Here is a 15,722-nt window from a genome sequence, read left to right as displayed (position 1 = left end):
GGCATTGCTACCGTCAATTACTCGTGTGTTATTTTTTGAATGTCTGTCACCCGCTTCTTAGATGTATAGATCGCAATTGTTCTCAACAATGCTCTGGAATTGTTGGGGGCGGGAATGGAAGCAATAGCAATAGCACTGCCACCCTCAACTATTGGCTCGAAAACCCATGACCGTCTGGCAATCTCTGCCGCTTTCGGCTAATACTCCCGCCATGGGTGTAACGACATGAAACTCTGGGATGCCGACCTGCGGGATATTCTGCGGCACTGGCGGCAACGGCCTCCGGTGGTGCTGGAGTTACGCCGCGACGGTTATTGCCTGGTCCGTGTGCATAATGGCGAGGCGGAGTTGATTATGGCTCAGGACATCGATCCGCTGTCCACCCGCTACCGGGAACGACTCCTGGAATCGTTACGCCGCAGCGTACAGGCACAGGATCTGAGCGGAAGCCCGGCGGCCACCTATCTGCTCCGGGGGGACTACAACCTGCAAGTCGTGGATGCTCCCAAGGTGCCCGCGACGGAGATGCTCGCCGCCCTGCGCTGGCAGCTCGCGGATTTGCTGGATTTTCCGGTGCAGGAGGCGGTGCTGGACGCCATTCCCGTGCCCGACACTGAAGGGCGCCAGATTTTCGCCGTTGCGGTGCGCGAGAGCGTGGTTCAGGAGCGGATAGACCTGTTGCGCGGTGTTGGCCTGCAACCTTTTTATGTCGGCATTATCGACCTCGCCCTGCGCGATTTGTGCTGGCTCCTGCCCGAAGAGGCGGGCGGCGTCGGGCTATTGCTGATGGAAACGCAAAGTTGTCACCTGACCCTGGTGCAGGGTGGCGGGTACCGTTTCGGTCGGCCACTCCCCGTGGGTTCCGCGCACTTTTCCGACGCAGCCGAGCGAGCGGACCGCCGCGCCGCCAGCGAGGGCCTGGCCCTGGAGATACAGCGCACCATGGATTTTTACGAAAATCGCTTCCGCCGTCCGCCGCCCAGCGTCCTCTATCTGCTCGGAGCCCCGGCGTCACTGCCTGAAGTGTTGACGGAACAACTCGGACGACGCTGTCGACATGTGCAGGAAATTCTTCCTCAGGGTGACATGCGCTGCCTTCTGGCACAGGCTTTCGCCGCGGAACTTCCGACACCATGAGCCTGCGCATCATTCCTGCCGCCGATCCGGCCCGCGTCAACCTCTACAGTGATCGCTTTGTATCGCGGCAAGTGCCCTTCTCGGCGCGCTTCAGCCTGATTTTTATCGGCGTTCTGCTGCTGGTGCTCACCGGGTTAGCCCTGTACTGGCAACAGGCCAATCAGGAACAGGCACAGCTACTGGCTGCCCAGGCGCGACACCTGACTGATCTGCGGGCACAGCGGGACCAACTCATCGCGCGTTATGGTCCCGGCGCCCAGTCCGTCTGGGAGGCCCGGCGGCAGACGCTGGAGGCTGAAATCGGGGAACGGCGCTTCCTGTTGCAACTGCTCTCGCTGCATGTGGCCAGCCGGAATCCGGAAAAAGTACTCACCGCCCTCGGTCGCGGTATCGTTCCCGGTATCTGGCTGACGCACATGACCGGCGCCCCCGGCGGCTTGGTTTTGGAGGGACGTACCCTGCGGCCCGCCACCATTCCGTTCTACGTGGAACGGCTCCATGCCCAGCCGGTACTCGCCGGTCTGGCCTTGGCCGGTATCACCGCCAGCAGCAGGATCACTGCCTCCGACAGCAGTGTTCCATCACGCGCGCTGCTGGATTTCCGCATTACCGCCACCGCCCGCTCCCCGGAGCTGCCATGAACGCACTCCGGCACTGGTTCCAGCGTTTCGACACACTCAGTCTGCGCGAACGCGTGCTGGTGTTGGCAGCCGCCCTTGCGGTGCTGTTCATGGGTTTTTATCAGTTGTTGCTCGCACCCCTGCAAAGTGGTCTGCAAGACAAAAAACAACAATGGCAGACCGGGCAAATCCACGCGACCGCTATGGAAAGCGAAATTCAGGCATTATTGCGTAACGCACCCCTGCAGGCGCAGTCGCGCCTGGATGCCCAGCGCCAGATGGTCGCCACCCTGGATAAGGAACTGCACCATGTTGGCCAGCGCTATCCCCGCCAGGATGAACTGGATCGCTGGTTGCGCGCCTTGTTGACAGAGCGCCCTGGGGTGCGCTGTGTACGCTTTCATACTTTGGCACCCTTTCAGGTTTATCCCCGGCCCCAGGACAAAAGCGCAAGCACTGGCCCGCGCCTGTATCAAAGTGGGGTTTCCCTCACCCTGCGGGGTGATTTCGACAGTCTTCTCGCCTATCTGCAAAGTGTGCAGCAGGGACCCTGGCGTTTACAATGGGGTGCCTGGACTTACACCGTGATACAATACCCGAAGGCCGAATTGCAAATTGACGTGCGGACCTATGCCATCGCCTGGAGTGGCCGGGAAGTGCCCGGACAAGGTACTACGTTGACGGCAGATCAACTTCAGAATGTCCTTCGAGACCGGCCCACGGCTTCGGCGGGTGGTTCATGAGTGCGCTTTTCGGCCTGCTTCTGGCTGCCCGGATGCAGACAGCCCCCAACCCGACCCGTCCCGATGATTACCGCAACGAGCCCGGTGGTACGTCCTCCGCATCATTGATCCTCGATAGTACCCTGACCGGAGGACGGATACCGGTGGCCATTCTCAATGGTCGCCTGATGGCCTTGGGGGATCAAATCGGACCCTATCGCCTGATCGCCGTGGGTGCCGGTTGGGTGATACTGGGAGCGGGATCCAAAAGGCTGCGTCTGGTCATCGGCGGTTCTACCAACCCGAGTGAAGAGAAATAATCATGCGCAAACAGTGGGCAATATTGATGAGCTGTATCTGGCTGGCGGGTTGCCAAACGGTGCCCGATAATCCCGCAAGCGCCATGCTGCCAGCGGCAAAACCGGCGATAAAACCGCCCCCGCCGACCGTGCAACAGGAGCTCTTGCCGCCAGTGGACAGCTTGATTCCGCGTCGCCCGTCGCCACTGCAGAAACGCTTTGATCTGGTGGTTCAGAATGCACCTGCCCGCGAGGTGTTCATGGGGTTGGGGATGAGCTCAGGCCAGAATGTCATCCTTTCTCCGAAAGTCGGCGGCAGCCTTACCCTCAATCTGCATCATGTCACCCTGGAAGATGCCTTGCGGGCGATTCGCGCGGCTTACGGCTATCAGTACGAGGTTCAGGGCCGGCAGATCGTAATTTACCCCCCCGAACCGGAAACCCGCATCTATCGGGTGAATTATCTGGACATCGCCCGCCGCGCCAAATCGCAACTGACGGTCGCCGGTACCGAACTAAACGGCAACTCCGGAAATAATGGCAGTGGTGGCGCTGTTGGACAAGGCCAGGCCTTCGGCCAGAGCAAGCCCTCGGCAGAAGTAAAAACCAATAGCAGTTCCGACTTCTGGAAAACTCTGGAACCCTTGCTGGAGATGGTTGCCGGTAAAGAAGGCAAGGTCATCGTCAGCCCCCTGTCCGGGGTGATAGTGGTGCGCGCCATGCCGGACCGTCAGCGTGAGGTACAGGCGTTTTTGCATCATCTCACCAATGGCCTGGAACGGCAGGTGATTCTGGAGGCCAAGATTCTGGAGGTCCAGCTCTCCAGCGGCTTTCAGGCGGGAATCAACTGGAGCACGGTGATGGGTAACGCCCAGATCAATCAGCTCGCGCCCATCAATTCCAATGGCAGCTTCAATACCAATGGTTATGCCCCCACCCAGGGCACCATCACCAGTGGCGGGACCACCCCCAATCTGGGCCAATTGGCACCGGGCCTGTTGCCCGCCATGAATGCGGTGCAACCCTTTGGCGGCGTTTTCAACGCGGTCATCAGCGGCGGCAAGGGCTTCAACGCCATCCTGGAGGCTCTCGGTACCCAGGGCAAGGTCAAGGTGCTCTCCAGCCCACGGGTGGCCACGCTGAACAACCAGACGGCCGTCATCAAGGTTGGCACGGACAACATCTATGTGACCAATGTGCAAACCAATGCCGGAATCAGTTCCGGCGTCATTGGCAGTACCGTCATCAATCAGGCAACACCCGTGCTTTCCCCGCTGTTTTCCGGGGTCGCCCTGGATGTCACACCAGCCATCAGCGGGGACGGTATGGTGACCCTTTACGTACATCCATCGGTTACCAGTGTCACTACCCAGGCCCAGGCGTTTACGGTTGGCAATCAAAGTTACGTTCTGCCTCTGGCCAGTTCTTCCGTGCGTGAAGTCGATACGGTGGTACGCGCCGCAAGCGGGCAGGTCATCGTCATTGGCGGTCTGATGAAAACCGACGAACACAATACCCATTCGGGTATTCCGCTGCTGCAGGACATCCCTTATTTAGGCTATCTCTTTAAGAGTACGCAACAAACAGCCATCAAAAGTGAACTGGTGGTGCTCATCAAGCCCATTGTGGTGGATAAGCGCGGCGTTTGGCAGCAGCAAATCCACCAAGCCCGCAAAGAACTGTCGGAGCACGATCTGGATTTCAACACCGCAGTGCTCCCGGCGCGACAGATGGAAGCAGCCCACTGATGTACCTCGAGTTCTTTGGTCTGCGCGAATATCCGTTCGGCCTCACCCCGGACACGGGGTTCTTTTTCGCCGATGAGAATCGCCGCGCCGCCCTCTCTTTGCTGCACTTCGCCCTGGATAATGGCGAAGGTTTCGTCAAAATCACGGGCGAGGTCGGGACCGGCAAAACCACCCTGTGCCGTACCCTGCTCAACCGCATGGATGCACGCTTTCGCACCGCCTACGTACTCAACCCCCAACAATCACCGACGAGCCTGCTTCGTGCCATCGCCGCTGATCTGAGCGGACTGGAATTAGAGGCCACCCAGGAGCCGCTGGAAGCCATTCACCGCAGCCTGTTGCAGGCGGCAAGCGATGGACATCGCGTGGTGCTGCTGGTGGATGAGGCTCAAACCCTATCGGATACCGCACTGGAAAGCATTCGCCTACTCTCCAACCTCGAAACCGAAAAACGCAAATTGATACAAATCATTTTATTTGGCCAGCCGGAACTGGATGCCCGCCTGCAGCAACCCCAATTACGACAATTGCGCCAGCGAATTGGCTTTCATCATCAGCTTCTGCCCCTTAGCCGCGACGAAAGCGGCGCCTATCTGGAGCATCGGCTGCGCCATGCCGGCTATACTGGCGGCCCGCTGTTCCAGCCCAACGCCTTGCGCCTGCTCCAGCGTGGCAGTGGGGGCACGCCGCGGCTGCTCAATCTGCTCGCCCACAAGGCGTTGTTGGCGACTTATGGGTCCGGCCACCGTCGGGTGGGGCGCCGTGCAGTGCTGAGGGCGCTTGCAGATACGCCTCAGGCGCGACGATTATGGTGGAGCCTATGAGCTTGATTCACGATGTGCTGAACGATCTGGATCGCCGACAGGCGCGCAAAAGCGCCGGGCCGGAGATCCCGGCGGCATTGCAGGCATCTCGCCCCAGATCCCTGCCACGCTGGGGGGCGCTTATCCTGCTGGGGGGTGGTTTTCTGGTGGTCAGCGCGGTTTTCTGGTGGTGTTATTTACCCACTTCCTATGAAACCGCCGCGCGGAAGCTCTCGGTCAGGGCCGTGCCTGCGCCGGTAGCGGCGGAACTGACCTCCGCCGCACCTGACAATCAGGCGATTGCTCCAGCTCTGAGCAACTCTCCGCCATCCCCACAGGGCATGGCAACAAGCTCCGTCAAGATGCCCCAAAGCACCCTGTTGCACGCCTCTTCCGCCCCTTCCCGCACGGACCAGAACCGCTCTGCGCAGGGTCCGGAACGATCCGCTCCGCAGCGGCATGCCCAACCTGCCAAGGCATTTTCCGGTGCGGGGATCCCGTTTACCCATCCCCGGCATCAAGCCGTCCAGTCTGGCTCCATTCCTGGTGGCAGCGCCTGGGAAGACGAGAAATTGCGACTGGCAGAAGGTCTGTGGCAGCGCGGAGAGACGGCAAAAGCCCTGGAATTGCTGCACGAAAGCCTCCGCAGAGCGCCCCATGATATACCATTAACACTACTTGAAGCCCGGTTGCTGGCAGCCCAACAACAGCCGGGACAAGCCCTGTCCTTATTGCGCAACCTGCAGCCTGCGCCTGCCGATAGCCCTGATTATTTCGGCATGCTGGGCACGCTGGCCCAGCAACAGGGCGACTTGCACCTAGCCGAGGACGCCTATGCTCACGCGCTGACCCTCGCTCCTGATAGTCTGCGCTGGAAAACCGGGATGGGCATCACTCTGGCATTGGCCGGCAACGACGCCGCACGCCCCTACCTGGAAGAGGCGCTGGCCAGCGTTCAACCCGCCAGTCCCCTGGCCGACTATCTGCGCGCATTATTAGCCGCATTGCATTAAACCACCAGGCTTCTTCCTGATCTTGCCGGAGCCTTTGGCGGTGATGGTGTCGATCTTCTCCGGTGCTCAGTGCTGATCAGGGAACAGGATGTTCAGTTCCAGCACCTCATAATCTCCGCGCCGCTCCATGCTGACCTTGATATTTTCTTTGTCCACAGGGATGTATTTGGCAATCACCGCCAGAAGTTCCTCCTGCAATGCGGGCAGGAAGTCGGGGCCATCGGCATCGCGCTCGTGGGCGAGAATCAGTTTCAGGCGATCCTTGGCGACATTGGCGCTCTTTTTGCGGGAGCCGAGGATATAATCGAGCAAAGACATGTCAGCCTCCAAAGAGTCGTTTGAAAAACCCCGCCTTGGCAGGCTGAATAAAGCGCAAGGGACGCTCCTCGCCGAGGAAGCGGGCGACGACATCCTTATAGGCCTCAGCCACGTCGCTGTTTTCCATGTGAATGGCGGGTATGCCCTGATTGGAGGCCTGGAGGATGACCTCGGATTCGGGGATCACCCCCAGCAGGGGGGTGCGTAGCAGCTCCTTCACATCTTCCAGCGAAAGCATTTCCCCATCCTCCACTCGTTTGGGGGAGTAACGGGTCAGCAGCAGATGTTCCTTCACCGGTTCTTCGCCCTGCTCCGCGCGCCGGGAGCGGGCCGCGAGAATGCCGAGAATGCGGTCGGAGTCGCGCACGGAAGAGACTTCCGGGTTGGTGACCACAATAGCCTCGTCGGCATGGTAGAGCGCCATGAGGGCACCCGACTCGATCCCCGCCGGTGAATCGCAGACGATGTAATCGAATTCCTTGCGCAGTTCATCCATGACCGCCGTTACCCCGGCGGTGGTCAGGGCATCTTTGTCGCGGGTTTGGGAAGTGGGCAGCACGTAGAGATTCTCACAGCGCTTATCCTTGATGAGCGCCTGCTGCAGTTTGGCCTCGCCCTGGATGACATTGATGAGATCGTACACGACCCGTCGCTCGCAGCCCATGATCAGATCGAGATTGCGCAGCCCTACGTCGAAGTCGATAACGACGGTGCGATGGCCGCGCAGGGCGAGGCCGCTGGCAAAGGCGGCACTGGTGGTGGTTTTGCCGACCCCACCCTTTCCGGAAGTGATGACAATGATTTTGGCCACGGTTCTTTTCTCCAAGACTTATATGTTTAAAGCCATAATATGCAATTGCTCGTCGCGGCTGTAAATCTGTGCCGCTTTGCCCCAGAGGGGATGATCAGTTTCGAGGGTGCGATACAGGCCTGCGACAGAGACCAGTTCTGCCTCCAGGCCCATGCAAAAAATCCGCGCACCGTCCTGCCCTTTGACGCCGGCCAGAGCACGACCACGCAAGGGGCCGTACACATGGATGTTGCCGTCGGCGATGACTTCGGCACCGGCATTGACGGCGGCCAGACAGACGAGATCGCCGTCACGGGCATAACTGCGTTGGCCGCTGCGGATCGGGTGATCTATAGTCAGGCCACCCGGACGTGTTGGGACGGATTGCGCGGGAGAAGGTGTTTCTGGCTGTGGGGTGGTGTTACGATCCTGGCCCCGCAAAACAGGAAGGTTCAAATCTTGCGCCAAAGCTTGATGGCGGGGAGCGGCATTGCGCAAACCAACGGGAAACCAGTGAGCGGCACGCAATACGTTCAGCATCTCGGCGAGTGCCAGGGGCGCTTCTTCGGGTATGGCACTCAGATCCAGGACCACTGGGGCATGATGATGGAAATCGGCAGCGGCGGGGTGGCGTTGATGCTCTTCGGCAATACGCTGCGCCAATTGGTGGGGATCGTTGCTTTCCAAGTGGAGGATGGAGAGCGTGAAAACGCCTCCGGACACGCGAAGTGGTGCGCTGGATTCCGTGCTGGGGGAGCGGGGATTAGCCATGTTTCACGTGAAACATCGGCGTGCGCGCTTCATGAGCGCCGCAGCAAAGGGCGCTTGTCACGCTTACCGTTCCAGGTTTCGGCGTCGGGCAGTGGTGCCTTTTTGCGGAGGATGATCGGCCAGTCTTTGCTGAGTTCGGCATTGATGGCGGTGAAGTCGCGCTGGTCAGCAGGGACCTCGTCGTCGGCGAAAATAGCGTCGGCAGGACACTCGGGGACGCAGGCGGCGCAGTCGATACACTCGTCGGGATCAATGGCGAGGAAATTCGGCCCTTCATGAAAGCACTCGACCGGACAGACTTCGGCACAGTCGGTATATTTACACTGGATGCAATTTTCGGTAACGACATAGGTCATGAGTCGGTGACGTTCTTTACAGAGCGCTTCCGTGGTGCAGGCGTGGCCGGTTCGCTGGCTGGTGAGGTCGTATTTTTGGACGAGGTGCTTTTCTTTGCCGCCGGGGTCTTGGCTTTGGCTGGTTTTTTCGCTGCCGCTTTTTTGGCGGGAGGTGCGCGCTTTTCGCGGGGCGGCGGCGGGGTGTAGTCAGGTAGCATTGCGGCGATTTCCGTGTCGCTGGCGTTTGCCGGGAAATGGAAGGCGCATTCGCTCTGGGGGCAGGCGAGCTGTTCACCGAGGCGCTTGCCGCTTTTTTCGATCATTATCGGCCAGGCGCAACGAGGACAGGCACGCGCTACCGGGGGCCCCCAAACCGCATAATTGCATTTGGGGTAAGTGTTGCAGGAGTAAAAGATTTTGCCATAGCGGCTGCGTTTTTCGACGAGTTCACCCTCACCGCACTGGGGACAAGTGACTCCCGATGATTTGGGCTGGGTTAGTGGCTCAATATGCTTGCATTCGGGATAGCCGCTGCAGGAGATGAATCGGCCATAGCGTCCGGTTTTGTAGACCAGCGGCTTGCCGCAATCCGGGCAGTCGCGGCCTACAGGCTCGGCGGGTTCGCGGGGACCATCCACCGGACGGGTATAATTGCATTCGGGGTAGCCGGAACAGGCCACAAAACGGCCATGTCGGCCGAGGCGCAGAAATAAGGGTTTGCCGCATTGTGGACAGGCTTCGTCCAGTGCTTCACTGGTGGCTTCGGTGCGGCTGACGTTGGCCTTTTCGTCGAGGAGTACACGAAAGGGTCCCCAGAACGCGCCGAGCACCGGCTGCCACTGCTTCTCACCCCGGGAAATGGCGTCCAATTCGTCTTCCATGCTGGCGGTGAAGCCATAATCCACATAGCGCTCGAAATGCTTGGTCAGGAAACGGCTAACTACGCGTCCGAGATCGGTGGGGCGGAAGCGGCGCTGCTCGACGGCGACGTATTCACGATTTTGCAGGGTCTGAATGATACTGGCATAGGTGGATGGACGACCAATGCCATGGGCTTCCAGGGTTTTGACCAGGGTGGCATCGCTGTAACGGGGGGGTGGTTCGGTAAAGTGCTGCTCGGGGTCAATGCCGAGCACCTGCGGTTCATCGCCGGTATTGAGGGGCGGCAGAATGCGGTTGCCTTCGTCCTCGTCACCGTCATCTTTGCCTTCCTGATAGACGGCCATGAAGCCGGGAAAGGTGACGGTGGAGCCGTTGGCACGCAGGGTCCAGTGGGTGCCAGCGTCCATATCGACAGCGACCAGGTCCATACGCGCGGGCGCCATCTGGCAGGCGATACTGCGCTTCCAGATCAGATCATAAAGGCGCCAGAGGTCGCGTTCGAGCACGCCCTGCAAGGCCTCCGGGGTGCGGGCGATGTCCGTGGGGCGGATGGCTTCGTGGGCTTCCTGGGCGTTTTTGGTCTTGGTCTTGTAGCGCCGCGGAGTTTCGGGGACGAATTCGCTGCCGTAGTGACCGTCGATAAAGTCGCGGATAGAAGCGATGGCCTCTTCGGCGAGGTTGACGGCATCGGTACGCATGTAGCTGATGAGGCCCACGGTTTCGTTGCCGATATTGATGCCTTCGTAGAGTTGCTGGGCGACGCGCATGGTCCGACTGGCGTTAAAGCCGAGCTTGCGCGAGGCCTCCTGCTGCAGGGTAGACGTGGTGAAGGGCGCGGCAGGCTGGCGCTGCCGGCTCTTGCGCTCCACTTCCCGGACCCGTAGCGGTTGACGGCTGAGATCGTCTTCCATGTCGCTGCGGATCGCGGCGGCCTGATCACTTTCCGTAACGTCGAATTGTTCGAGTTTTTTATCCTGCCAGTGGGTCAGGCGTGCGCTGAAATCGCTACCGGCCTGCTGCAGGCGACTGGCGATGGTCCAGTATTCGCGGCTGACAAAGGCTTCTATTTCATTTTCGCGCTCACAGATCAGGCGCAGGGCGGCACTTTGTACCCGGCCCGCCGAGAGGCCCGGACGCACCTTGCGCCAGAGCAGTGGCGACAGGTTGAAGCCCACCAGATAATCGAGGGCGCGGCGCGCTTGCTGGGCGTTGACCAGATCCATGGCGATTTCGCGGGGGTTGGCAATGGCCTCTTGCACGGCTTTTTTGGTGATTTCGTGGAAGACGACGCGTTGTGCGGGCTTGTTGCCGAGCAGATGACGCTCGCGCAGCAGTTCCACCAGATGCCAGGAGATAGCCTCGCCCTCGCGATCCGGGTCGGTAGCGAGCCAAAGCCTTTCGGCGCCGCGCAGGGCCTTGGCGATGGCGTCCACATGGCGCTCGTTGCGTTCAATAGCGGCGTAGCGCATGGCGAAATCGTGTTCGGTATCTACGGCACCCTCTTTGGGCTGCAAATCGCGCACATGGCCGTAGGAGGCGAGCACCTGAAAGTCATCCCCCAAATATTTCTGGATGGTTTTGGCTTTAGCCGGTGATTCAACGATAACGAGCTGATGGGCCATGGGTCAGTGGAGAATCCGTGCGCCGTCGGCGCCCAGTAAGGTGTCGACCCAGAAGGCCTCCGGGCCGGGATCGTTGGCCATCACCATAAAGGTCACCCAGTCGAGGGTTTCCAGATCGGTGTCGTCCAGACCAAGGGCGAGCAAGCGATCAATAATGCGTTCACGCATGGCGCCGTTGATGACGCCAAGCCGCTCCCAGTCATGGAGTTGCCCGCGGGCGGCCACAGACAGATTTTGCTGTTCATGGGGATGGTAGGCGCGCAGTGAGCGGGGGCTGGTGTCCTCTTGCTCTTCTACCGCGAAGCCTTCCATCCAGTCGAGGGCGCGCTGAATATCGTCGTCCGGAAAGCCGACGGCGCGCAAACGGTCTTCGAGCATGTCGTCGTCTTCGTCGTCGAGATGATCGAGCAAATAACTAATGATGTCTATGACGTCTTCCATACCTTGGCCTTAGGAAGCAGGTGGGAGGCGACAGAAACGGCCGCCGGGACAGGCCGCGAGGTAACCTTGTAATTCCATGTTCAAGAGGATGGCCGAAAGCTCGGTCAGCGTCAATCCGCAGCGGCTGGCGATCTGTTCCGGGGCGAGGGGGTCGAAATCCAGGGCGTCCCAAACTTTAGCCTGCATGGAATCTTCTGGCTGCCAGTCTGCTGCGGGTGCCGTTGTCTGGCTGTTGCGCAGCACGGCGTACAGGGGGCCGAGTTCGCTGAGCACGTCTTCGGCGCTCTCGACCAGTTTGGCGCCGTCGCGGATGAGACGGTGCGGGCCGCGCGACAACGGTGAGTGGATGGAGCCGGGGATGGCAAAAACTTCGCGGCCCTGCTCCATTGCCAGCCGTGCGGTAATCAGCGAACCGCTACCTTCAGCAGCTTCGACCACCAGTACGCCGAGACTGAGGCCGCTGATGATGCGGTTGCGGCGGGGGAATAGGCCGCTGCGCGGACCGGTATCGGGCGGCTGTTCACTGAGGATAAGGCCCTGTTCAGTAATCTGACGGGCGAGTTGCAGATGGCTGCGCGGGTAAATAAGGTCGGCACCGGTACCAAGCACGGCGACGGTGCCGCTGTGGAGGGCGCCGCGATGGGCGGCGGCATCAATGCCGAGGGCCAGGCCGCTACAGATGATAAGTCCCGCTTCACCCAGGTTTTTGGCAAAGGCTTCGGCGCTGGCGATTCCGGTAGCCGTGGCACTGCGGCTGCCAACGATAGCCAGCATGGCCTGGCTCAGGCAGGCGCGCTGTCCGCGTAAATAGAGCAGCAGGGGCGGGTCGGGGATATGGCGCAGCAGAGGGGGATAATCGGCGTCGGTCCAGCGGCAGAGGTCGGTGTCGGGACTTTCCAGCCAGCGTCGGTCTGCAGGCGTGAGAAGGTCCTCGGGTGCCTTCTGCAAGGCAGCGATTTGTCCCGTTTGCAGGCCGAGGTCCTGCAAGGCCCCGGCCCCGGTTTGAAAGCAGCGATCTACCGCACCAAAGCGGTCGAGCAGGGCACGCTGGCGAAGCGGACCGAGGCCGGGGATACGGCTGAGGGCGAGCCAAGCCCGGTCTGTCACCCGTTTCCTGCGGAGCTGTCGCTGGCTGTTACAGGACCCGGGCTGGCCAGCTTGTCACCCACCAGGATGCCACGCATTGCCGTGGTAATCACTGCGTAGGAGACGGTGGGAAATACCCGGAACACCATCACTTCGCCCACTTTCTGAGGCGGCAGAGCGAAGGGCTTGCCGGTCACGGCATTTTTCGTATCTTCCCTGGTTCTTTCAATCCGCAGCAGATTACCATCGCTCAAACCGGCTTCCCGGCCTTTATCCACGATCACGACCTGACCCACCAGGAGTTCCGGGTAGTCACTCATTTTGGCGATGATCTGAGCGCTTACCGGGTGGGCGGGGGCGCTGGGGAAATAACGAGGAACCTTGGCGCTCGTTTCGGGGATCAGGCGATCACCCAGCGAGATTTCCCTGCGGGCATTGGCGATCTCGACGGCAGCGTGGGAACTGTTACTGCGTACGATGATGCTGCCCAGGTCGTAGAGCGCATAACCGAGTGGCTTCTCGACGCCGGGACGGTGCAGTTCCGGCCCAAGCGCGACGATACCATAGCGGGTACCCACCGGGACCCGTTCCAGACCGGAAGCATACAGCTTGTCGCCCACGGTGTAGGCGATCTGGCTGCTGCTGGCACTGGCCGCCAGATAAGGTAATGCATCATAAGCTTTTTTGCTGGCGATAACTCCCGGCGTGCCGAGGAAGGGCATCACCTCGCCGGTAGCCACGGTGGGCAAGGGCTCTACCGTCATTTGTGGATGAAGTTCGACGACCGAAGAACCTTCTGTGTTAGAACCATAAGACCTTTCTACACGAAGTTCCGGCTGTCCGTTGGCTCCGTGGCTGAGTACGATGCGATCACCGGGATAAATGAGGTTGGGATTATGGATGTAGGGATTCTTATGCCAGATCTGCGGCCATTGCCAGGGATGCCGCAAAAAATGTGCGGCAATTCCCCAGAGGGTATCTCCGGATTTGACGGTGTAACTTTGTTCACTGCGTAGTTGTATGCCGGACGGTGCAGCCTGCGCCATTACCGGGGCCATGGCGCTGAGGCCGAGACAAAATAGGGTGTTGCGCCAGATGTGCTTCTGCATGAATGATCTCCGCTGGACTTCCGCAGGGAATAGTATTAGTTCAAGATACGATTTTTGCCGGATGGTAATAATTGGTGACGAAATGCCTCTCTTGAAGATACTCGAGTTTCCCGATACCCGCCTCAAGGGCATGGCCCAACCCATAGTCCGGGTGGACAAACAGATGCAGCAACTGGCCGACGATATGGCGGAAACCATGTACGATGCACCCGGTATCGGCTTGGCTGCGCCGCAAGTGGCCGCTGGCCACCGCCTGATTGTCGTGGATGTTTCAGAAAATCGCAATGATCTGCTGACCTTGGTGAATCCGGAAATTATTGCGAGCACAGGTGAAGAAGAGATGAAGGAAGGCTGTCTGTCAGTACCCGGCGTGCTGGAGACGGTGCGGCGCGCCGAAAAAGTGACGGTGCGCGCGACCACGGTGCAGGGCAAGACCGTTGAACTGGAGGCCGATGGGCTGCTGGCGGTTTGCCTGCAACATGAGATCGACCACCTTAACGGTACCCTTTTTGTCGATCATCTGTCCCGCCTCAAGCAAAATCTGATTCGTCGTAAGGCGGACAAAAGGGCGCGACTCGGTGACTAGCAAACAGCGTATTGTTTTTGCCGGGACGCCGGAGTTCGCGCGCCTCATTCTGGCCGAATTACTGCAAGGTCCGGAAGAAATCGTCGGGATATTTACTCAGCCGGATCGCCCGGCGGGCCGGGGACGGGCGTTGCAGACCAGCCCGGTGAAGCAGGAGGCTTTGGTCGCAGGCATTCCTATTTTTCAGCCGGAATCCTGCAAGACGGGCGAGGCCCTGGACCTGCTCCGCAGCCTGACGCCGGATTTACTGATTGTTGTGGCCTATGGGCAGATTTTACCGCAGGCGATTCTTGACCTGCCGACGCGCGGCGCCATCAATGTTCACGCTAGTCTCCTGCCCGCCTGGCGCGGCGCGGCGCCTATCGCCCGGGCCATCGCGGCGGGCGACAAAGAAAGCGGTGTTGCCATCATGCAGATGGAAGCCGGGCTCGACTCCGGTCCGGTGCTGTGGGCGGAGCGCGTGCCCATTGCGCCCGATGACACGGCGGCCAGCCTCCATGACCGTTTGGCGCGATTGGGCAGCGCTGCCTTGCGTCAGGCGCTGGACGGGCTCTGGGCGAATCGGCTCAAGCCCGTGCCCCAGGATCCCGCGCTGGTGACTTATGCCCGCAAGCTGAAGAAAGAAGAGGCACTGCTCGACTGGCGGCTGCCCGCGGCGACGCTGGAGCGTCTGGTACGGGCTTTCAACCCCAGCCCTGTTGCCCATACCCTTTTTCGCGACAACGGGTTGCGGGTCTGGCAGACGCGGGTGCTGGCCGTCGGGGGCGATCAGGCGCCCGGCACCATCACTGCCGTGGAAAAAGACGGGGTGGTGGTGACTTGTGGCGAGGATCAATTGCAGTTGCTGGCGGTGCAACCCGCAGGCAAGGGGGTGCTCAGTGGCGGTGACTTCGCCCGCGGTTACCGCCCGCGAGTCGGTGAAACGCTGGGATGAGGGAAGCGCGGCCAGAGACTGAGCGGGGGAGAAGCACCTCGGGTGTGGCGATACGCAAGACATCTATCGGCGTATTGCGGGGCGTGGATAGCGGGCAGACGGTGGATGCCGCCCTGCTGCCGGTGCTGTTGACGGGTAGCGATCGTGCGACCTTGCAATGGCTGGTTCTGGGCACATTGCGCGAGTACTTGCCCGTGCAGGCCCTGGCCGCCAAATTGCTGCGCAAAGACTGGCGCGAGGAAGATACCGATTTACGTTTCCTGCTCAGTCTGGCTCTTTTTGAGTTACGCCATGGGCAACGGCCCGCTTTCGCCATAGTCAATGATTGGGTTGGGATGACGGAGGCCTTGAAAAAGCCCTGGGCGCGCGGTCTGATCAATGCCGTTCTGCGCCGTTATCTGCGCGAGCGGGAGGCGTTGGAGGTGGCACTGGTCGATCGTGATCTCGGGCATCCGGCCTGGCTGGCGGCGCGCTTGCGCGCTGCCTATCCCCAAGACTGGCCCGCC

18 protein-coding genes are annotated in these 15,722 nt (G+C 60.3%); 10 read left to right on the top strand and 8 right to left on the bottom strand.

Features of this window, described 5'->3' with window-relative positions; translation table 11 throughout:
• The first annotated feature begins 225 nt into the window (after nt 1-225).
• Genes M7F93_RS08480 through M7F93_RS08450 form a run of 7 tightly spaced genes read left to right on the top strand, consistent with a single transcriptional unit; the run spans nt 226 to nt 6,342 of the window.
• The gene (locus tag M7F93_RS08480) at nt 226-1,137 is read left to right on the top strand and encodes a type IV pilus biogenesis protein PilM (RefSeq protein ID WP_298171923.1); all 912 of its coding nucleotides are present in this window, start codon (nt 226-228) and stop codon (nt 1,135-1,137) included.
• Nucleotides 1,134-1,778, top strand: a complete 645-nt coding sequence (locus M7F93_RS08475) for a hypothetical protein (RefSeq protein ID WP_298171921.1) — start codon at nt 1,134-1,136, stop codon at nt 1,776-1,778. The genes M7F93_RS08480 and M7F93_RS08475 overlap by 4 nt, the downstream gene beginning before the upstream one ends.
• Entirely contained in the window at nt 1,775-2,500 is a 726-nt protein-coding gene (gene gspM, locus M7F93_RS08470; protein ID WP_298171918.1) for a type II secretion system protein GspM, read from the top strand. Before M7F93_RS08475 ends, gspM begins: the two co-directional genes overlap by 4 nt.
• On the top strand, nt 2,497-2,799 hold the full coding sequence (locus M7F93_RS08465) for a hypothetical protein (RefSeq protein ID WP_298171916.1): 303 nt from the start codon (nt 2,497-2,499) through the stop codon (nt 2,797-2,799). The genes gspM and M7F93_RS08465 overlap by 4 nt, the downstream gene beginning before the upstream one ends.
• Nucleotides 2,800-2,801: 2 nt before the next feature.
• Complete coding sequence (mshL, locus tag M7F93_RS08460) at nt 2,802-4,526, top strand: pilus (MSHA type) biogenesis protein MshL (RefSeq protein WP_298171913.1); 1,725 nt, start codon at nt 2,802-2,804, stop codon at nt 4,524-4,526.
• Complete coding sequence (locus tag M7F93_RS08455; protein ID WP_298171910.1) at nt 4,526-5,350, top strand: ExeA family protein; 825 nt, start codon at nt 4,526-4,528, stop codon at nt 5,348-5,350. Before mshL ends, M7F93_RS08455 begins: the two co-directional genes overlap by 1 nt.
• A complete protein-coding gene (locus M7F93_RS08450) occupies nt 5,347-6,342 on the top strand; it encodes a tetratricopeptide repeat protein (protein WP_298171907.1) in 996 nt (331 codons plus the stop codon). The genes M7F93_RS08455 and M7F93_RS08450 overlap by 4 nt, the downstream gene beginning before the upstream one ends.
• Nucleotides 6,343-6,408: 66 nt before the next feature.
• Here M7F93_RS08450 and minE read toward each other — a convergent pair whose 3' ends face one another.
• The 8 genes from minE to M7F93_RS08410 are packed head-to-tail and all read right to left on the bottom strand — an operon-like array spanning nt 6,409 to nt 13,696.
• Complete coding sequence (gene minE / locus M7F93_RS08445; protein WP_298171904.1) at nt 6,409-6,660, bottom strand: cell division topological specificity factor MinE; 252 nt, start codon at nt 6,658-6,660, stop codon at nt 6,409-6,411.
• Between the two features lies 1 nt (nt 6,661).
• Nucleotides 6,662-7,471, bottom strand: a complete 810-nt coding sequence (minD, locus tag M7F93_RS08440) for a septum site-determining protein MinD (protein ID WP_298171901.1) — start codon at nt 7,469-7,471, stop codon at nt 6,662-6,664.
• A gap of 18 nt (nt 7,472-7,489) precedes the next feature.
• Nucleotides 7,490-8,221: a septum site-determining protein MinC gene (gene minC, locus M7F93_RS08435; protein WP_298171898.1), complete on the bottom strand. Its 732-nt coding sequence runs from the start codon at nt 8,219-8,221 to the stop codon at nt 7,490-7,492.
• Between the two features lie 29 nt (nt 8,222-8,250).
• Complete coding sequence (fdxA, locus tag M7F93_RS08430; protein WP_298171895.1) at nt 8,251-8,577, bottom strand: ferredoxin FdxA; 327 nt, start codon at nt 8,575-8,577, stop codon at nt 8,251-8,253.
• On the bottom strand, nt 8,574-11,060 hold the full coding sequence (gene topA, locus M7F93_RS08425; RefSeq protein ID WP_298171892.1) for a type I DNA topoisomerase: 2,487 nt from the start codon (nt 11,058-11,060) through the stop codon (nt 8,574-8,576). Before topA ends, fdxA begins: the two co-directional genes overlap by 4 nt.
• 3 nt (nt 11,061-11,063) lie before the next feature.
• The gene (locus M7F93_RS08420) at nt 11,064-11,501 is read right to left on the bottom strand and encodes a Smg family protein (RefSeq protein WP_298171888.1); all 438 of its coding nucleotides are present in this window, start codon (nt 11,499-11,501) and stop codon (nt 11,064-11,066) included.
• A gap of 9 nt (nt 11,502-11,510) precedes the next feature.
• Nucleotides 11,511-12,608 carry a DNA-processing protein DprA gene (dprA, locus tag M7F93_RS08415; RefSeq protein WP_298171884.1) on the bottom strand — a complete coding sequence of 366 codons (1,098 nt, stop codon included), beginning with the start codon at nt 12,606-12,608 and terminating at the stop codon, nt 11,511-11,513.
• Nucleotides 12,605-13,696, bottom strand: a complete 1,092-nt coding sequence (locus M7F93_RS08410; protein ID WP_298171881.1) for a LysM peptidoglycan-binding domain-containing protein — start codon at nt 13,694-13,696, stop codon at nt 12,605-12,607. Before M7F93_RS08410 ends, dprA begins: the two co-directional genes overlap by 4 nt.
• Before the next feature lie 82 nt (nt 13,697-13,778).
• Between M7F93_RS08410 and def the strand changes: the two genes are divergently transcribed.
• The 3 genes from def to M7F93_RS08395 form a co-directional block, all read left to right on the top strand.
• Entirely contained in the window at nt 13,779-14,282 is a 504-nt protein-coding gene (gene def, locus M7F93_RS08405; RefSeq protein WP_298171879.1) for a peptide deformylase, read from the top strand.
• Nucleotides 14,275-15,216, top strand: a complete 942-nt coding sequence (fmt, locus tag M7F93_RS08400; protein WP_298171876.1) for a methionyl-tRNA formyltransferase — start codon at nt 14,275-14,277, stop codon at nt 15,214-15,216. Before def ends, fmt begins: the two co-directional genes overlap by 8 nt.
• A 44-nt stretch (nt 15,217-15,260) precedes the next feature.
• Nucleotides 15,261-15,722, top strand: a 462-nt coding sequence (locus M7F93_RS08395; RefSeq protein ID WP_298171873.1) for a transcription antitermination factor NusB, incomplete at its 3' end; no start/stop codon positions are given.

The sequence above is a fragment of the Acidithiobacillus sp. genome (genome assembly GCF_027322205.1).
Taxonomy (GTDB): Bacteria; Pseudomonadota; Gammaproteobacteria; order Acidithiobacillales; family Acidithiobacillaceae; genus Acidithiobacillus.
Note: the sequence above shows the minus strand (reverse complement) of the source record. Positions and strands in the feature narration are given on the sequence as shown.